This window comes from Pseudomonas pseudonitroreducens (assembly GCF_021603645.1).
Taxonomy (GTDB): domain Bacteria; phylum Pseudomonadota; class Gammaproteobacteria; order Pseudomonadales; family Pseudomonadaceae; genus Pseudomonas; species Pseudomonas pseudonitroreducens.
Map to the genome: position 1 here is coordinate 356,803 of NZ_BQHJ01000004.1, position 16,670 is coordinate 373,472.

The window sequence follows — 16,670 nt, forward strand, 5'->3', positions numbered from 1 at the left end:
GGCCGGGCTTTTTCATTCGCGCGGGTTACTTGAGCTGCAACCAGATCGGTGCGTGGTCCGAGGGCTTTTCCATGCCACGGATGTCGTAGTCCACGCCGGTATCGGCAATGCGCCCGCGCAGCGCTTCGGAGGCGAGGATGACGTCGATGCGCAGGCCACGCTTGGGCGTGTCCTCGAAGCCACGGCTGCGATAGTCGAACCAGCTGAAGCGGTCGTCCACGCTCGGATTCTGCAGGCGGAAGCTGTCCACCAGGCCCCAGCCTTTCAGGCGCGCCAGCCATTCGCGTTCTTCCGGCAGGAAGCTGCACTTGCCGGTCTTCAGCCAGCGCTTGCGATTCTCTTCGCCAATACCGATGTCGCAGTCTTCCGGCGAGATATTGATGTCGCCCATCACGATCAGTTGCTGGTCGGGCTGGAAGCGGGTTTCCAGCAGGTCCTGCAAGTCGGCGTAGAAGCGCTGCTTGGCGGGGAACTTCAGCGGATGGTCACGGCTCTCGCCCTGGGGGAAGTAGCCGTTCATCACGGTAATCAGTTGCCCTTCGGCATCCTTGAAGGTGCCCCAGATGAAACGGCGCTGGGAGTCCTCGTCGTCATTGGGGAAGCCGCGCTGCAGCTCCAGCGGCTCCTGGCGGGAGAGCAGGGCGACGCCGTAATGGCCCTTCTGCCCGTGATAGTGCACGTGGTAGCCGAGGGCTTCGATTTCCTCGCGGGGGAACTGTTCGTCGGCGACCTTGGTTTCCTGCAGGCCGATCACGTCCGGCTGGTGGCGCTCGATGATCGCCTGGAGCTGATGGGGACGTGCGCGCAAACCGTTGATATTGAAGGAGACGATTTTCATCCTGGGCGCCCTGGCAAAAGCACGATGCTAGCCCAGGTCGGCCGATCCTGGCGACCCCGGCGAGGCGCTGCTAGGGTTTCGTGGCTGGACCCACAAGCATAAGAAGAACTCACACGAAGAGGCGTCCGCATGCCTGATACCCTCGCCGAAGTCCGTCTGCTCGACGGCAACTACAGTCGTGAAGTCCGCTCGCTGCTTTATCACGCCTACCGCCATGAACCCACTTTTGCCTATCTGTTCGAATCCGACCGCGCCGGGTTCGACCAGCGCGTGCGCGCGACTGTCCGCGAGCTGGTCAACCAGCACTTTCTCGAGGAGCTGCCAGCCATCGGCCTGTTGATCGAGGATCGCCTGGTGGGCGTGGCGCTGGTGGTGCCGCCGCAACGTCGTCTGGATGTCACCGAGAGCTGGTTCTGGCGTATGCGCATGCTGCTGACCACGGGCCTGGGGTGCACCCGACGCTACCTCGACTATCACGCCGCGGTGCTCGGCTGCCTGCCTCCTGGGCCGTATCACATCCTCCCATTGATCGGCGTGCATCCGGAGTTCCAGGGCAAGCACCTCGGCGAGCAGTTGCTCGATGCACTGCACGCATGGTGCGCCGAGGATGGCGGCTCTCAGGGGTTGGTGCTGGACACGGGCAACGCACGCTACCTGGAGTTCTACCGACGGCACGGTTACGAAGAGCTGGGGGAGGTGGCGCTGGGGCCTATTCGTGAGCATGTGCTGTTCCATCCCACCCATCGGCGTGAGGCGGTGAAAGTGTCTGCGGGATAGTCGGCGAGGTGAACCCTCAGATGCTTCCTACGGCTTGAAGGAAGGCAATACGGGGAAAACCCGTGCTAGCATTTCGCGCCATGAGAGTTGTCCAAGGATTGCTTGGGCTGCTGCTGGTAATGGCCTTCTGCTTGCAGAGGGTCCTGGCGGCCGAAGCCCATCTCGACGTTCGTATCACCCCCGCCAACGCTGCGCTCAAGGCCAACATCGAGGCCTATGTGGGCAGCCTTGGCGAGCGTGATCAGGCGGCCCTGCTGAGATTCCGGCGCAACGCCGTGGAGCAGGCGCAGAAGGCCGCCCAGGCTTTGGGTTACTACCAGGCGCGTATCCGTGGCCGGGTGACCGCTGACAAGGTGCCGACCCTGCGGATCAATGTCCGGCCGGGCGAGCCGATTCACCTGCGCAATGTGACGGTGCGGGTCGAGGGCCCGGCCGCCAGTCTCAAGAGCTTCCGCGTTCCCGGCGGGGATTCCCTGAAGCCTGGGGCGCAGCTCAATCACGGCGCCTACGAGGACGCCAAGCGGTTGATCCAGAACCAGGCCTCGCGCTTCGGCTTCTTCCGTGGCCAGTTCACCCAGCAGCAGTTGCGCATCGACCCTGAGGCCGGCGTGGCGGACATCGAACTGGTGTATGCCAGTGGGCCGCGTTACCGCCTGGGCAAGGTCGATTTCGCTGGCGATTTCCCCTTCGACGAGGACCTGCTGCAACGCATGGTGCCGTTCAAGGAGGGCGCCGACTACGATTCCGAGCAGATCGCCGACCTCAATCAGGCCTTGCAGTCCAGCGGCTACTTCGATGGTGTGCGAGTCGATGCCGCGCCGACCAATGCCGATGGCGAGGTGGTCCCGGTGCACGTCCACCTGGAAGCGCGAAAGCCACGCACCATGGGCCTCGGCCTGGGCTTCTCGACCGACGTCGGGCCGCGTGCACGGGCCACCTGGACCCGCCACTGGGTCAATCCGCAGGGCCATAGCCTGGGCTTCGAAGCCGAAGTTTCCGCTCCCCGGCAGAACGTCGGCGCCTGGTACGAAATCCCCCTGGACCCTCCGCTCACCGACAAGCTGCGCTTCACCAGCGGCTACCAGTACGAAGACCTGGTGGACACCGAAAGCAAGTTGCTGACCCTCGGTGGCGAATGGCACCACAAGCTCGACAGCGGCTGGCAGCGGGTCGTCTCGCTGAACTGGCAGCGCGAGGAATACAAGCTGGGCGACGATTCGGGCCTGAGCAGTTTCCTGATGCCGGGTATTGGCTACTCGATCCTCGAGGCTGACAACAAGATCGACCCCGGCAAGGGCTACCGTCTGCAGTTCGAAGTGAAGGGCGCCAAGGAGGGGCTGCTGGCGGACGCCGATGTGGCGCACATCAACGCCATGGCCAAGGGCGTGACCAGTTTCTGGGGAGGGCAGCGCTTGCTCGGACGCATTCAGGTTGGCGGCATCGCCACCAACGACTACAGCGCGATTCCGCCGTCGCTGCGCTTCTTCGCCGGCGGCGACCAGAGCGTACGTGGCTACGACTACCAGACGCTGTCGCCGAAGAATTCCGACGGTGATCGCATCGGTGGCCGCTACATGGTCGCCGGCAGCGTCGAGTACCAGTACCCCATCGCTGAGCGCTGGCGCATCGCAGCCTTCGTCGACCAGGGCAATTCCTTCAACTCGTTGGACTTCCCCTCGATCAAGACCGGCGTTGGCATCGGCATTCGCTGGATTTCCCCGGTCGGCCCGTTGCGCCTGGACCTGGCCGATGGCCTGGACGAGGACGGCGGCATCCGCCTGCACTTTTCCATGGGGCCTGAACTGTGAGCCGCGCCGGCTGGATGCGCGCGTTGCGCTGGAGCCTGGGCGGTCTGCTCGGCCTGCTCCTGTTGCTGGTTATCGCCGTGGCTGCGTTGCTCGGCACTCCAGCAGGTAGCCGTGCAGTGCTGAGCTGGGTTCCGGGCCTGAACGTAGAAGGATTCGACGGTCGCCTGGCCGGCGGTTTCAGTGCCAAGCGTCTGGAATGGAGCGATGCTGCAACGCATCTGGTGCTCGATCAGCCACAGATCGACTGGTCGCCGGCCTGCCTGCTGCGCATGACCTTGTGCCTGAACAAGGTCGTGGCCAACGAAGTGCTGCTGACTCTGCCACCCAGCGGGCCGAGCGAGTCCTCCGGCCCGATCGAGCTGCCGGACCTGAGCCTGCCGCTGTCGCTGGAGCTGGGAGACATCCGTCTCGGCCGCCTCCTGCTCGATGGCCAGGAACAACTGCGCGACGCCGAGCTGGCCGCGCATTGGGATCATGAAGGCTTGCACATCGACTCGCTGACGCTTGCCCGCGACGGCCTGGATCTGTCGCTCAAAGGCCTGCTGAAACCCACGCAGGGCTGGCCGCTGGAAGCCGAAGGGACTCTCGGCCTGCCGGCGCCGGGCGACAAACCCTGGACCCTGCAACTGCAGGCAACGGGCGAGCTGATGAACCACCTGAAATTGCAGGCGCAGAGCAGCGGTTACCTGAACGGCCGCCTGGAAGGCGACCTGCAACCGCTGGCAGAGAACCTGCCGGCCACCGCATTGATCACTGCCGACGGTTTCAAGGCTGATGCCTCGCTGCCCGATACCCTGACGCTGAACCAATTGCGCCTGACTGCCAGCGGCAATCTCAAGGACGGCTACCAGTTGGCCGGCGCCGCCGTGCTGCCCGCCGAGGAGAGTCCGGTGGTGCTGACCCTGCGCGGGCGCGTCGATGCCGAGGGTGCGGACATCGCCGCACTCGACCTGAGCGCCGCCAAGGAGCAACGCGTGGCGCTGACCGGCCGCCTCGACTGGAAGGACGCCTTCGCCGCCAACGCCCAGCTCGACTGGCTCGATTTTCCCTGGCGCCGCCTGTACCCGGCCATCGACGAACCGCCGGTGAGCGTGCACACCTTCAAGGCTGAAGTGAGCTACAGCGAGGGGACCTACCTGGGCAATTTCGACGGCGCCTTCAAGGGACCTGCCGGCGATTTCACGCTAGCGAGCCCGGTGTCGGGCAACCTCGCGGAAGTCTTCCTGCCGTCGCTGAAACTGGTGGCGGGGCAGGGCAAGGCCGAAGGGCACCTGAAGGTTGGATTCGCCGACGCGGTGACCTGGGACGCGGCGTTCGACCTGTCCGACCTCGATCCGGCCTACTGGCTCGAAGAGATGCCCGGACGTCTGGGCGGGCCGTTGCGCAGCAAGGGCTCGCTCAAGGGCGAGGCACTGAACCTCGACGCCAACCTCGACCTGCAAGGGCGCCTGCGTGGCCAGCCGGCCATCTTCAAGGCGAACGCCACGGCGGCGGGGCAGGCGTGGAAGGTCGATGGCCTGGCGCTGCAGCTCGGCGACAACCGCATCAGCGGACAGGCTGCGCTGGACCAGCGGCTGTCCGGCCGACTGGATATCGCCCTGAATCGCCTCGGCCAGTTGTGGCCACAATTGTTCGGCAAGGTCAGCGGCCAGCTCGATCTGGCCGGTACGTTGCAAGCGCCGCAGGGGCAACTCAAGCTTGACGGCCAGCGCGTCGCCTACGCCGAGCAGGGCCTGCGCACGCTGGACCTGACTGCCGCGCTGGACGCCGCCCAGCGCGGCCGGGTGAACCTGACCGCGCAGGGACTGCACAGCGGCGACACGGATTTTGGCGTGCTCAAGCTGGACGGCAGTGGAGACCGCCAGCGTCAACAGCTCGCCCTGAGCCTGCAGGGCAAGCCGGTAGTGCTCGACCTCGGCCTGGACGGCAACTGGAACGGCAAGGACTGGCGCGGGCGTCTCGCAAAAGGCGATATACAGAGCGGCGGCCAGGACTGGCGTCTGCAACAGCCGGCGCGCCTGGAGCGCCTGGCGGACGGGCGGATCAACCTCGGCGCCCACTGCTGGGCCTCCGGCCCGGCCAGCCTGTGCATGGAAGACCAGCGGCTGATGCCCGACCCGCGCTTGCGCATGCACCTGCGCGAGTTCCCGCTGGACAGCCTGGCGCGCTGGTTGCCCGAGGACTTCGCCTGGAAGGGCAAGCTCGACGGCGACGTGCAGCTTGACCTGCCCGCCAGCGGCCCGAACGGCGCCATCCTGGTCAATGCCAACAATGGCACCCTGCGCATCAAGGAGCAGGAAGACTGGGTCGACTTCCCTTACCAGCGCCTGCAACTGGAGAGCCGCCTGACGCCCCGGCGCATCGATACCAGCCTGCAGTTCCTCGGTGACAAGCTCGGCAGCCTGAACGCCCAGGTGCAGCTCGACCCGCGGCCGAAAGCCAAACCGCTGAGCGGTACCTTCAGCCTCAATGGGCTGGACATCTCCGTGGCGCGGCCCTTCGCGCCCATGGTGGAGACGCTGAAAGGCCATCTCAATGGCAGCGGGCAGATCTCCGGCGGCTTGCTGGCACCGCGGGTGGATGGCGAACTGCGCCTGAACGACGGCGAAATCTCCGGCGGCGACCTGCCGACCCGCTTCGAGCAGTTGCAGGTCACGGCGCGAATCGCCGGCGAGCAGGTCGACCTGAGTGGCGACTGGAAGGCGGGCAAGACTGGCAACGGCAGCCTGTCCGGGCGCATCGCCTGGGCCACTGGCCTGGACGTCGACCTGAAGCTGCGTGGCAACCGTCTGCCGGTGACAGTCGAGCCCTACGCCAACCTGGAAGTCGAACCGGACCTGGCCGTGCGCATGGCCGCTGAGCGACTCGCCATCTCCGGCGCGGTGCAGGTGCCGCGCGGGGCCATCACCATTCGCCAGCTGCCACCGTCCACGGTCAAGGTTTCCGACGACAGCGTGATCGTTGGCGCGAAGCCGGAGCCCAAGAGCAGCCTGGCGCTGAACATGGACATCGACGTCAATGTCGGTAGCGACAAGCTGACCTTCAGCGGTTTTGGCCTGAATGCCGAGCTGGCCGGCCAGATACACATTGGCGACAACATGGACACCCGCGGCGAGCTGCGGCTGAACAATGGTCGCTACCGCGCCTACGGCCAGAAGCTGACCATTCGCCGCGCGCGCCTGTTGTTCGCCGGGCCCGTCGACCAGCCGTTCCTTGATGTCGAGGCGATCCGCAAGGTCGACGATGTGGTCGCCGGCCTGCGCCTGACCGGCAACGCCGAACAGCCGCGCAGCGAGGTGTTCTCCGAGCCCGCCATGAGCCAGCAGCAGGCGCTGTCCTATCTGGTGCTGGGGCGCCCGATGTCCAGCGGCGAGGACAGCAACATGCTCGGCGAGGCGGCGCTGGCGCTCGGCCTCGCCGGCAGTGCGCCGCTGACCGGCGAAGTCGCCCAGCGCCTGGGCATCCAGGACTTCCAGCTGGATACCGAAGGCACGGGCAACAGCACCAGCGTGGTCGCCAGCGGGCAACTGTCCGACAAGCTCAGCCTGCGCTATGGCGTGGGCGTGTTCGAGCCAGCCAACACCATCGCGCTGCGCTACCTGCTGAGCAAGAAGGTCTACCTGGAGGCCGCCAGCGGCCTGGCCAGCTCACTGGACATCTTCTACAAGCGCGACTTCTGATGACCGTCGGCGGCGGCGCTTCCAGGCCGCTGCCGGTTCGCGCTGTGCCAGCCTTCATGGCCCCTTAAGGTACTCGGCACAGACTCCCCACGCCGCCGGACGATGTGCGCACAAGGGGAACGTCATCATGCGCCTGGACCTCATCAGGACCCACCTGCTCGAATTCATCAACAAGGGCTTTCCGGCCCGTCAACTGCGCCGGCTGGCCGCGCGCGACCTGCTGCGTGGTTCCGCCGCCGGGAAGCAGGCGCCCAGCGAGCTCGCCTCGGCGCTGCTGGAGTGGTCCGCGCTGGAACCGACCTCGGTGCTGGAGCGTCTGGAAAGCCGGCGCGAAGGGCTGAACGAAACCCAGGCGCAGGAGCGTCGCCAACGCGACGGGCTCAACGAAGTGGACCAGGACCGGCCCATTGGTGCCTGGATGCACCTGTGGTACTGCTACTGCAATCCTTTCAACCTGCTGCTCACCGTGCTCGCGAGCATTTCCTGGTTCACCGAGGACGTCGAGGCCGCCGTTGTGATCGGCAGCATGGTGGGTATTTCCACGCTGTTGCGCTTCATCCAGGAAAAACGCTCCAACCGCGCCGCCGAGAAACTCAAGGCGATGGTCAGCAACACCGCCACGGTATTCCGCAGCGCCGAAGGCGAGGGTCCTGCGCTGCGAGTGGAGGTGCCGATCCGCGAGCTGGTCGCGGGTGACGTGCTCTGGCTGTCGGCCGGCGACATGGTGCCGGCCGATGTCCGTCTGCTCAGTGCCAAGGACCTCTTCGTCGGCCAGGCCGCGCTGACCGGCGAATCCCTGCCGGTGGAGAAGTTCGCCCAGCTGCGCGACGCCCGCCAGGGCAACCCGCTGGAGCGCGACAGCCTGTGCTTCATGGGCACCACAGTGGTCAGCGGCTCGGCCCAGGCAGTTGTGATCGGCACCGGCACTCGCACCTATTTCGGCTCCCTCGCCGAGCGAGTGATCGCCAGCGACCCGACGCCGACCGCCTTCCAGGCCGGGGTGAACCGCGTCAGCTGGCTGCTGATCCGCTTCATGCTGGTGATGGCGCCGGTAGTCCTGCTGATCAACGGCTTCACCAAGGGCGACTGGCTGGAGGCCGCACTGTTCGCGCTGTCCATCGCCGTCGGCCTGACCCCGGAAATGCTCCCGATGATCGTCACCTCGACCCTGGCCAAGGGCGCGGTGGTGCTCAGTCGGCGCAAGGTGATCGTCAAGCGCCTGGACGCCATCCAGAATTTCGGCGCCATGGATATCCTCTGCACCGACAAGACCGGCACGCTGACCCAGGACCGCATCGTCCTCGAGCGCCACACCGACGCCTTCGGCCAGGTGCAGGACCGCGTGCTGCAACTGGCCTTCCTCAACAGCCACTACCAGACCGGGCTGAAGAACCTGCTCGACGTTGCCGTGCTCGAACACGTCGAGTTGCGCCATGCGCTGAAGGTCGACAGTCGCTTTCGCAAGCTTGACGAGATTCCCTTCGATTTCGCCCGCCGGCGCATGTCGGTCGTGGTCAGCGAGCGCGAAGACAACCACCTGCTGATCTGCAAGGGCGCGCTGGAAGAGGTGCTGGCGGTCTGCGACACGGTGGAAACCGCCGAGGGTAGCGAGCCACTCACCGGCGCGCGCCTGGACAGCATCCGCGCGGTGGCCGACGGGCTCAATCAGGAAGGCCTGCGGGTGGTTGCCGTGGCCACCCGCGAGCTGCCGCCTACCCGCGATGTCTATGGCGTGGCGGACGAAAGCGGGCTGTGCCTGGCCGGCTACATCGCCTTCCTCGACCCGCCCAAGGAAACCACCGCCCCGGCGTTGCGCGCGCTGGCGCAGAACGGCGTGGCCGTGAAGGTGCTGACCGGCGACAACGACCGGGTGAGCCTCAAGGTCTGCCGTGATGTGGGCCTGGTGGTCGAGGGCGTACTGCTCGGCCCACAACTGGACGAGCTGGACGACGCCGTGCTGGGCGAGCTGGCCGAGCGCACCACGCTGTTCGCCAAGCTCACCCCCAGTCACAAGGAGCGCCTGGTGCGGGTGCTGCGCGAGCGTGGCCACGTGGTCGGCTTCCTTGGCGACGGCATCAACGACGCCCCGGCGCTGCGCACGGCGGATATCGGCATCTCGGTGGATTCGGCGGTGGACATCGCCAAGGAAGCCGCCGACCTGATCCTCCTGGAGAAGAGCCTGATGGTGCTGGAGGAGGGTGTCATCGAAGGGCGGCGCACTTTCGCCAACATGCTCAAGTACATCCGCATGACTGCCAGCTCCAACTTCGGCAATGTCTTCAGCGTGCTGGTGGCCAGCGCCTTCATTCCCTTCCTGCCGATGCTGCCGCTGCAACTGTTGGTGCAGAACCTGCTCTACGACCTGTCGCAGATCGCCATTCCCTTCGACCACGTCGACGACGAGCTGCTGCGCCAGCCGCAGCAGTGGAACCCGGGCGGGCTGGGGCGCTTCATGGTGTTCTTCGGGCCGATCAGCTCGATCTTCGACATCGCTACCTTCCTCGTGCTCTGGCATGTGTTCGGCGCCAATTCACCCGAGCACCAGACGCTGTTCCAGTCCGGCTGGTTCGTCGAGGGGCTGATCTCGCAACTGCTGGTGGTGCACATGATCCGCACCCGGCGCATTCCGTTCCTGCAGAGTCGCGCGGCGTGGCCGCTGCTGGGCATGACCCTGGCGATCGTCGCGGTAGCGATCTTCCTGCCCATGGGTCCGCTGGCGCATTCGTTCCGCCTGGAAGCGCTGCCACCGGGTTATTGGCCATGGCTGCTGGCGATCCTGCTGGGTTACATGGCGTTGACCCAGGCGGTGAAGGGGTGGTTCGCCCGGCGTTATGGGTGGCAGTGAGCGAAACAGAACCAACGTGCGAAACAGATCAGCGCTGGCAAGGCGGGTATCGGGTTCAATACACTCCGGACATCCGTCTTCTCCAGCCGTGAGTCGTGATCTTGCCATCGCAAGCCTTTCGCCTGCTGTTTCCCGCGCGTGCATGCCTGAAGTGCCTGGCCCTGCTGGGCCTGGCGCTGATCGGCCAGTCGCTGGCCGCCTGCGAGAAGACCCTGCGCTGGGATGACGACCCGCCTTTCAGCATGCAACTGCCCGATGGCAGCGTCGGCGGCCTCTACGTCGATCTGAACCGTGAGGTGCTCGAGCGCCTGGGCTGCGACGTACGGATGCTCAAGCTACCCTGGGCGCGGGCGCTCAAGGAGCTGGAGCTGGGGCGTCTCGACGTGCTGCCCGGTGCCTTCCGCAAACCTGAGCGCGAGGTCTACGCCTGGTTTTCCGGCGCCGTGCTGCCACCTTCGCGCAACATCCTCTTCGTCCGCCGCGGGCTGCCCCAGCGCGACCGCCTGCAGCAGCTTTCCGACCTGCCGGGCAGCGACTTCCGCCTCGGCGCGCAGATCGATGTGTCCTACGGCGAACCCTACCGCCAACTGATGAGCGACCCGGACTATGCCGCACGGGTGTTCTTCAACCCCAGCCGCAGCAACCTCTGGCACATGGTCGACAAGGGCCGCATCGACGGCATCATTGCCGACGAGCACAGCGGCCAGTACGAACTGCAGCAACTGGGCCTGGCTAAACGTATAGAGCCCACCGGTGTGGTGGTGTCAGCGGAGTCGGCGGAAGTCGCCTTCAGCAAACGCGGCCAGGACGAGGACTTCGTCCGTCGCTACGCGCAGGCGCTCAAGGCGCTGGTGGAAGACGGTGAGGATCGGCGCATCCTGCAGCACTACGTGAGCAACTGATCTCAGGGCGTGCGCCAGAGATTGGTGCGGCGCGCCTTGGCTTCGTGTTCCTCGAACTGATACTGGCCGACTTCCTCGGGCGTCTGCGCGTCGCTCTGTCGCCAGCGCGCGAGGCCGATGCTCAACTGTGCGCGACCGATATCCAGGGTATGACCGCAGTTCGGGCACTCCGCCGGGGTAACCCACACCGCCGCGCGCAGGCTGCCATCGGCTTGCTGCTCGGCGTGCTTGAGCGTGGCGCTCTTGCCCAGGGCAAGCTGCACCAGGGCCGCGCGGGAGCGCTGGCCGAAGGGTTGCTGCAATTGCGGGGCGGTGATGCCGCGCAGGTGGATGGTGGTGTCGCTGCCATCCGCACGCTGGCAGGTCAACTGGTCGCCGCTGAACACGGCCGTTACCTGGCATTCCTCATCGGCGTGAGCGGCGAGGGGGAGAAAGGAAAGCAAGAGCAGAGCGGCGGGAACGAATCGCATGAGGCCTCCGGTAGACGCTGCCAGCATAACCGCTGTGAGCGTCCACCGGAGCCCCGTTGCAGCGCTTTTACTGGATCAGCGCCATCACCTGCTCGCTGTAGCGCCCGCCGGCGGCAGCGCCGGCGGGGAAGATCGCGTCCAGTTCCAGCAGCTCGGCCCGGGTCAGCGTCAGGTCGACGGCGGCGATGTTCTCTTCCAGGTACTTGCGCTGCTTGGTGCCGGGGATCGGCACCAGGTGCTCGCCCTGCGCCAGCACCCAGGCCAGCGCCAGTTGCGACGGACGCACTCCGCGGGCGGCGGCCAGTTCGGCGACCTTGTCCACCAGTTGCAGGTTCTTCGCGAAGTTCTTGCCGGTGAAGCGTGGGCTGGAGCGGCGATAGTCGTCCTCGGCGAAGTCATCCGGGCTCTTCAACGCGCCGGTCAGGAAGCCGCGTCCCAGCGGACTGTAGGGGACGAAACCGACGCCCAGGCGCTCGCAGGCAGCCAGCACACCGTTCTCTTCCGGGTCACGGGTCCATAGCGAGTATTCGCTCTGCAGTGCGGTGATCGGGTGGACCTGATGCGCGCGCTCCAGCGTTTCTGCCGAGGCTTCACTGAGGCCGAGGAAACGCACCTTGCCAGCCTTGACCAGCTCGGCCATGGCGCCGACGGTTTCCTCGATCGGCACCTTGGGGTCGACCCGGTGCTGGTAATAGAGGTCAATGTGGTCGGTGCCCAGGCGTTTCAGGCTGCCCTCTACCGCCTGGCGGATGTACTCCGGGCGGCCGTTGGCACCGCGCACCTGCGGCTGCTCCGGGGTGCGCACGATACCGAACTTGGTGGCGAGGAAAACCTGTTCGCGCTTGCCTTTCAGGGCGCGGCCAAGCAGTTCCTCGTTGGTGTGCGGGCCGTAGATATCGGCAGTGTCGAGCAGGCTGACGCCCAACTCCAGCGCGCGATGCAGGGTGGCGATGGATTCGGTTTCATCGCTGCCAGTGGTGTAGAAGTCGGACATGCCCATGCAGCCGAGGCCGATGGCGGAAACGACGGGGCCTTGCGGGCCCAGGCGACGGGTCTTCATGCGGGGTTCTCCGGGGGAGGAAAGGGGCAGGACCATTCTTGTTGTTTGTCCGGCATGGATAAACCGGCTGATTGCGGTTTAACTATTCATCCTGGATGAATAATCGGAGTGCGCCATGGACCGCTTGCAGGCCATGCAGGTCTACACCCGCATCGTCGAACTCAAGGCCTTCGGCAAGGCGGCGGACAGCCTGCAGCTGCCGCGCGCCAGCGTGACCCAGCTGATCCAGCAACTGGAGACGCACCTGGGCGTGCAACTGCTGCGCCGCACCACGCGGCAGGTCAGTGTCACCGCCGATGGCCAGGCCTACTACGAGCGCTGCGTGCGCCTGCTGGAGGATCTGGAAGAGGCGGAGAACTGCTTCTCCGACTCGCCCGACAACCCACGCGGCAAGCTGCGCGTCGATCTGCCCAGCTCGCTCGGGCGGCTGGTGGTGATCCCGGCGCTGCCGGAATTCTGCCGGCGCTACCCGCAGATCGAGCTCGAACTGAGCCTGAATGACCGCCAGGTCGATCTGGTGCGCGAGGGCGTGGACTGCGTGCTGCGCGCCGGCGATTTGCCGGACTCCAGTCTGGTCGGCCGGCGCATCGCCGAGCTGGAACAATTGACCTGCGTGAGCCGCACCTACGTACAGGCGTTTGGCCTGCCCGAGCACCCGGATCGGCTCGAAGGGCATCTGGCGGTGAACTATCAGTCGGCCTCCAGCGGACGCATCTTCGACCTGGAGTTCCGCTTCGACGGCGAACTGCGCACCCAGCGGTTGCCCAGCCGGATTTCGGTGAACAACGCCGACGCCTACATTGCCGCCTGCCGTGCTGGCTTTGGCATGATCCAGGCGCCGCGCTATCACCTGCGCGAAGGACTGGGCAGCGGCGAGCTGGTGGAAGTGCTGCGCGACTGGCAGCCGCCGCCGCTGCCGGTCAGCGTCCTGTACCCGGTGCGCCGGCAGATGTCGCGACGCCTGCGGGTGTTCTCCGACTGGCTCGGCGGTCTGTTCGGCGCCGGTATCGGCTGAGCCGTCGCTCGTCGGAAAGCCATCGGCTGGCGCTGTCGGCGCCATTGCGCTGGCTATGCTCAAGGCCGCCGTAGAGCGGCCCGCAGTCGCCGGAGTTGCGGCGTTTCTTTTCAACCACTCCCTGAAGGAAACGACCCAAATGAGCATCGTGAAAGCGAAAGATGGCACCGAGATCTTCTACAAGGACTGGGGCAGTGGGCAGCCGGTGGTGTTCTCCCATGGCTGGCCGCTCAACGCTGACGCCTGGGATGCGCAGATGCTGTTCCTGGTGCAGAAGGGCTACCGGGTCATCGCCCATGACCGGCGTGGCCACGGCCGTTCGGGCCAGCCGGCCAACGGCAATGACATGGACACCTACGCCGACGACCTGGCGGCGGTGATTGATGCACTGGACCTCAAGGGTGCAACCCTGGTCGGCCACTCCACCGGTGGCGGCGAGGTGGCGCACTACATCGGCCGCCACGGCACGAAACGGTTGTCCGGTGCGGTGCTGATCGGCGCGGTGCCGCCGCTGATGCTCAAGACCGCGGCCAACCCCGGTGGCCTGCCGATCGATGTGTTCGATGGTATCCGCAAGGGGGTGAAGGAAGACCGTTCACAGTTCTTCAAGGACCTGGCGGTACCGTTCTATGGCTACAACCGGCCCGGCGCGAAGCAGTCCCAGGGGGTGATCGACAACTTCTGGCTGCAGGGCATGACCGGCGGGCACCTAGGCCAGTACCTGTGCATCCACGAGTTTTCCGAGGTGGATTACACCGAGGACCTGAAGAAGATCGACGTGCCGGCGCTGATCCTCCACGGCGACGACGACCAGATCGTGCCCATCGACGCCGCCGGCCGGCGCTCGGTGGAGCTGGTGCAGAAGGGCGAGCTGAAAGTCTACAAGGGCGGGCCGCACGGCATGTGCACCACCCTGGCCGACCAGGTGAACGAGGACCTGCTGGGTTTCCTCAACCGTTGAAGCGCGATGCCGGGGCCGCGTGGCCCCGGCGTCCCGCGGCCGGATCAGAGTTCGCCTGCGCGTGCGCCGACGGTTTTGCTGATGGCGCTCAGCGCGGTGTTGAAGCGCACCGTTTCGTTGAAGCTGCGAACGATGGCGCTGAAACGCTCCTTGGCATCCACCAGCTGCTTGAAGCGTTCGGTCAGTTCGTTGTCCTTCTGTTGCAGCATGGTTTCGCGGCCATCCAGTTCGGTATGGCGAACACGCATCTGGGCTAGCTTGCGTTCCAGCTGCTCCTGCTCGCTGCGCAGTGCTTCGCTGCGTTTCGCAGTGGCGCGGTCGCGGCTGTCGACGGTCTCTGCCAGAGCCTGCAGGGTGGCGCTGCGTTCCGCCAGCGTCGCGGCCTGCTGTTCGCCCTGCTGGGCCAGGGCAGCCTTCTCTTGCTGCAAGCGCTGCTCCCACTGGCGCAAGGTATCTTCGCGTTCGTTGAGCAGGCGTTCACGCTCGTCGGCCTGCTCCTGGCGGGCATCGAGCCCCTCGCGTTCCTTGATGGAGTCCAGGCGCTGCTGGGAAAGCCCCTGGGCCATGCCGGCGAGGGAGTCCAGGGTGGTCTGTACGTCCTGCAGCACATTCTCGGTATCGCTGGATTGTGGCGAGACGGCCGCCGCCAGCAACTGGTCCGCCTGGCTGGCGGGATCTACCGGGGTATAGGCCGCAGCGCCCTTGGGCTTCACGGTGGGCCGGTTCGCTTCGCGGAGCAGGGCCTCGTCCAGTTCGTCCAGCTGATCAAGGGTGTGTTGCGCACTCTGTTGCTGTTTCTGCGCATAGCCGGCGGCTTCCGTGGGGGCGCCCGAGGTCCTGCCGGGGGCTGCGCCCAGTGCGTCCGGCAGTTGGCCGGGCGGCAGATCGTAGAGCTGCGACAGATGGTCGTCCGGGTTGGCGAAGGGGCGCTGCTGGTCGGCGTCTTCAGCGGGTTCCTTGGAATTGCGGATACTCATGGTGATCTCCTGGGGCTGATCCTTCGAGACGCCCGGCGGCATCTGCTGCGCTGGACTGAGGCGTGGTGATAACAAACCACCCAGACGGGCGGTGAGCTGGCGAACTCGAGACATGGCGGGAAGTGCCCGAGGCGAAGCCGGAGCCCGGGTATGCACCTGCGCCTGCAACGGAACGGATGGCGCTGTCGACGATGGTTCGCGTTCTGACATGGCATTGCTCATGTAGGGAACTGGCGCCGTCTGGGGCGCCGGGTCCTGTGGCCTGCGGTGCTGGGCACACTGCTGTTCAACGGCTCGCCAGGACAGGTGATGAATCCGATCTGCGCCGCTCCGGCCGGAGCCTGGGGGCGCCCAGTGCAGTCTAGGACGGTTGCGGCGGTTTGCCGGGCCGGAAGGACTGGTGGCGGGGCGGCTGACGAACGGTTACCGGCTAGGCATGCTCCAGCACATTGACCAGCGTTCCCAGCGGGTCGCGCAGGAAGAACCGGCGCACGCCCCAGGGCTCGGCCGTCAGTGGGTAGGCAATCGCATGAGCGGCGCTGCGCGCGCGTTCGTGCACCTCATCCAGGTTGTCCACCTCGATGGACAGGTCCGGTACCGGCGCGTCGGAGCCGCCCTCGCTGGCCAGGCTGATCTGCGCCTGGGCCTGCTCGCCGCTCGCGAGCGTGAGGATCCAGCCATGGTCCATCACGACCTCCAGGTCGAACAGCTCGCGGTAGAAACGCGCCACTTCGGCTGGCTTGCCGGTGGCGAGGTTGGCGACGATGCGGCGGACGGTCATGGCGGCGCTCCAGCAGGATGACGTCGCCAGCATAGACCGTCAGTGCGCCGGGCGTGCCGGCGGTACGCGGCGCCGATAGATACGGTAGAACTGGTAGAGCACGCCGATGAAGAACAGCAGCAGGGCGATCATCACGGCAGTCTGCACCGGCGGCGAGTCCGGGCCCTGGCCGATCGGGTTGGAGGGCGGCAGCCGCGACAGCGATTCGTTGAGCGTGGGGATCATCATCAGGAACAAGCCGAAGCTCATGGCTGCCGTTTCCACGTACTCACCCAGGCCGCCGAGTACACCGACACGCTGGGCGTAGCTGCCCACCGCAATGGCGACCAGGCAGAGGATGCCGATGGCGTGCCCGGCGTTGAAGCCGCCGGTGCTGGAGAGTCCGAATGCCGTCAGCACACCGAGGATCATCCCGTAGACATACCACTTGCCGGCACGGCTGCGTGGGTCGATGCGCCCTGTCTGGTAGAGCGCCCAGATGCCTGCAACGAGGGGCACCAGGCTGATGGCGGTGTGCACGATACCCAGGGTGGAAAGGGGGTTGGCCATGACGAAC

General features: G+C 66.0%; 13 protein-coding genes. 7 read left to right on the forward strand and 6 right to left on the reverse strand.

Translation table 11 applies throughout. The annotated features are described in order from the left end of the window. Positions 1-25 precede the first annotated feature (25 nt). On the reverse strand, positions 26-838 hold the full coding sequence (gene xthA / locus L6D89_RS12145; RefSeq protein ID WP_236199853.1) for an exodeoxyribonuclease III: 813 nt from the start codon (positions 836-838) through the stop codon (positions 26-28). A gap of 129 nt (positions 839-967) precedes the next feature. Between xthA and L6D89_RS12150 the strand changes: the two genes are divergently transcribed. The 5 genes from L6D89_RS12150 to L6D89_RS12170 all read left to right on the forward strand — a co-directional run bounded on the left by L6D89_RS12150 (position 968) and on the right by L6D89_RS12170 (position 10,850). After that, a complete protein-coding gene (locus L6D89_RS12150; protein ID WP_236174616.1) occupies positions 968-1,615 on the forward strand; it encodes a GNAT family N-acetyltransferase in 648 nt (215 codons plus the stop codon). 80 nt (positions 1,616-1,695) lie between these two features. Then, positions 1,696-3,423 (forward strand): autotransporter assembly complex protein TamA, encoded by a 1,728-nt coding sequence (locus L6D89_RS12155; protein ID WP_373874944.1) that lies wholly within the window; start codon positions 1,696-1,698, stop codon positions 3,421-3,423. Positions 3,424-3,437: 14 nt separating this feature from the next. Next, a complete protein-coding gene (locus L6D89_RS12160) occupies positions 3,438-7,103 on the forward strand; it encodes a translocation/assembly module TamB domain-containing protein (protein WP_236200004.1) in 3,666 nt (1,221 codons plus the stop codon). 127 nt (positions 7,104-7,230) lie between these two features. After that, entirely contained in the window at positions 7,231-9,948 is a 2,718-nt protein-coding gene (mgtA, locus tag L6D89_RS12165) for a magnesium-translocating P-type ATPase (protein ID WP_236199854.1), read from the forward strand. A 95-nt stretch (positions 9,949-10,043) separates the two neighbouring features. Next, positions 10,044-10,850, forward strand: a complete 807-nt coding sequence (locus L6D89_RS12170; RefSeq protein ID WP_236199855.1) for a substrate-binding periplasmic protein — start codon at positions 10,044-10,046, stop codon at positions 10,848-10,850. A gap of 2 nt (positions 10,851-10,852) precedes the next feature. Here the strand turns inward: L6D89_RS12170 and L6D89_RS12175 are convergent, their stop codons facing one another. Both L6D89_RS12175 and L6D89_RS12180 read right to left on the reverse strand, forming a co-directional pair. Further along, entirely contained in the window at positions 10,853-11,320 is a 468-nt protein-coding gene (locus tag L6D89_RS12175; RefSeq protein WP_236174619.1) for a thermonuclease family protein, read from the reverse strand. Between the two features lie 67 nt (positions 11,321-11,387). Next, positions 11,388-12,380 (reverse strand): aldo/keto reductase, encoded by a 993-nt coding sequence (locus L6D89_RS12180; RefSeq protein WP_236199856.1) that lies wholly within the window; start codon positions 12,378-12,380, stop codon positions 11,388-11,390. Positions 12,381-12,495: 115 nt separating this feature from the next. Between L6D89_RS12180 and L6D89_RS12185 the strand changes: the two genes are divergently transcribed. Both L6D89_RS12185 and L6D89_RS12190 read left to right on the forward strand, forming a co-directional pair. After that, entirely contained in the window at positions 12,496-13,395 is a 900-nt protein-coding gene (locus L6D89_RS12185; RefSeq protein WP_236199857.1) for a LysR family transcriptional regulator, read from the forward strand. 139 nt (positions 13,396-13,534) lie between these two features. Beyond that, positions 13,535-14,356, forward strand: coding sequence for an alpha/beta fold hydrolase (locus L6D89_RS12190; RefSeq protein WP_236199858.1), 822 nt, complete (start codon positions 13,535-13,537; stop codon positions 14,354-14,356). 44 nt (positions 14,357-14,400) lie between these two features. Here L6D89_RS12190 and L6D89_RS12195 read toward each other — a convergent pair whose 3' ends face one another. The 3 genes from L6D89_RS12195 to L6D89_RS12205 all read right to left on the reverse strand — a co-directional run bounded on the left by L6D89_RS12195 (position 14,401) and on the right by L6D89_RS12205 (position 16,663). Beyond that, the gene (locus tag L6D89_RS12195) at positions 14,401-15,333 is read right to left on the reverse strand and encodes a hypothetical protein (protein WP_236199859.1); all 933 of its coding nucleotides are present in this window, start codon (positions 15,331-15,333) and stop codon (positions 14,401-14,403) included. A 430-nt stretch (positions 15,334-15,763) separates the two neighbouring features. After that, the gene (locus tag L6D89_RS12200; RefSeq protein WP_236199860.1) at positions 15,764-16,114 is read right to left on the reverse strand and encodes a VOC family protein; all 351 of its coding nucleotides are present in this window, start codon (positions 16,112-16,114) and stop codon (positions 15,764-15,766) included. Positions 16,115-16,153: 39 nt separating this feature from the next. After that, complete coding sequence (locus L6D89_RS12205; RefSeq protein ID WP_236199861.1) at positions 16,154-16,663, reverse strand: hypothetical protein; 510 nt, start codon at positions 16,661-16,663, stop codon at positions 16,154-16,156. Positions 16,664-16,670: the final 7 nt, after the last annotated feature.

What these genes read in the sequence shown, in the direction of transcription:
- L6D89_RS12160 (WP_236200004.1), top strand. Translation starts at nt 3,438, where the DNA reads ATGCGCGCGTTGCGCTGGAGCCTGGGCGGTCTGCTCGGCCTGCTCCTG.
- xthA (WP_236199853.1), bottom strand. Translation starts at nt 838, where the DNA reads ATGAAAATCGTCTCCTTCAATATCAACGGTTTGCGCGCACGTCCCCAT.
- L6D89_RS12205 (WP_236199861.1), bottom strand. Translation starts at nt 16,663, where the DNA reads ATGGCCAACCCCCTTTCCACCCTGGGTATCGTGCACACCGCCATCAGC.
- L6D89_RS12185 (WP_236199857.1), top strand. Translation starts at nt 12,496, where the DNA reads ATGGACCGCTTGCAGGCCATGCAGGTCTACACCCGCATCGTCGAACTC.
- L6D89_RS12190 (WP_236199858.1), top strand. Translation starts at nt 13,535, where the DNA reads ATGAGCATCGTGAAAGCGAAAGATGGCACCGAGATCTTCTACAAGGAC.
- L6D89_RS12150 (WP_236174616.1), top strand. Translation starts at nt 968, where the DNA reads ATGCCTGATACCCTCGCCGAAGTCCGTCTGCTCGACGGCAACTACAGT.
- L6D89_RS12195 (WP_236199859.1), bottom strand. Translation starts at nt 15,333, where the DNA reads ATGAGTATCCGCAATTCCAAGGAACCCGCTGAAGACGCCGACCAGCAG.
- mgtA (WP_236199854.1), top strand. Translation starts at nt 7,231, where the DNA reads ATGCGCCTGGACCTCATCAGGACCCACCTGCTCGAATTCATCAACAAG.
- L6D89_RS12180 (WP_236199856.1), bottom strand. Translation starts at nt 12,380, where the DNA reads ATGAAGACCCGTCGCCTGGGCCCGCAAGGCCCCGTCGTTTCCGCCATC.
- L6D89_RS12175 (WP_236174619.1), bottom strand. Translation starts at nt 11,320, where the DNA reads ATGCGATTCGTTCCCGCCGCTCTGCTCTTGCTTTCCTTTCTCCCCCTC.
- L6D89_RS12200 (WP_236199860.1), bottom strand. Translation starts at nt 16,114, where the DNA reads ATGACCGTCCGCCGCATCGTCGCCAACCTCGCCACCGGCAAGCCAGCC.
- L6D89_RS12155 (WP_373874944.1), top strand. Translation starts at nt 1,696, where the DNA reads ATGAGAGTTGTCCAAGGATTGCTTGGGCTGCTGCTGGTAATGGCCTTC.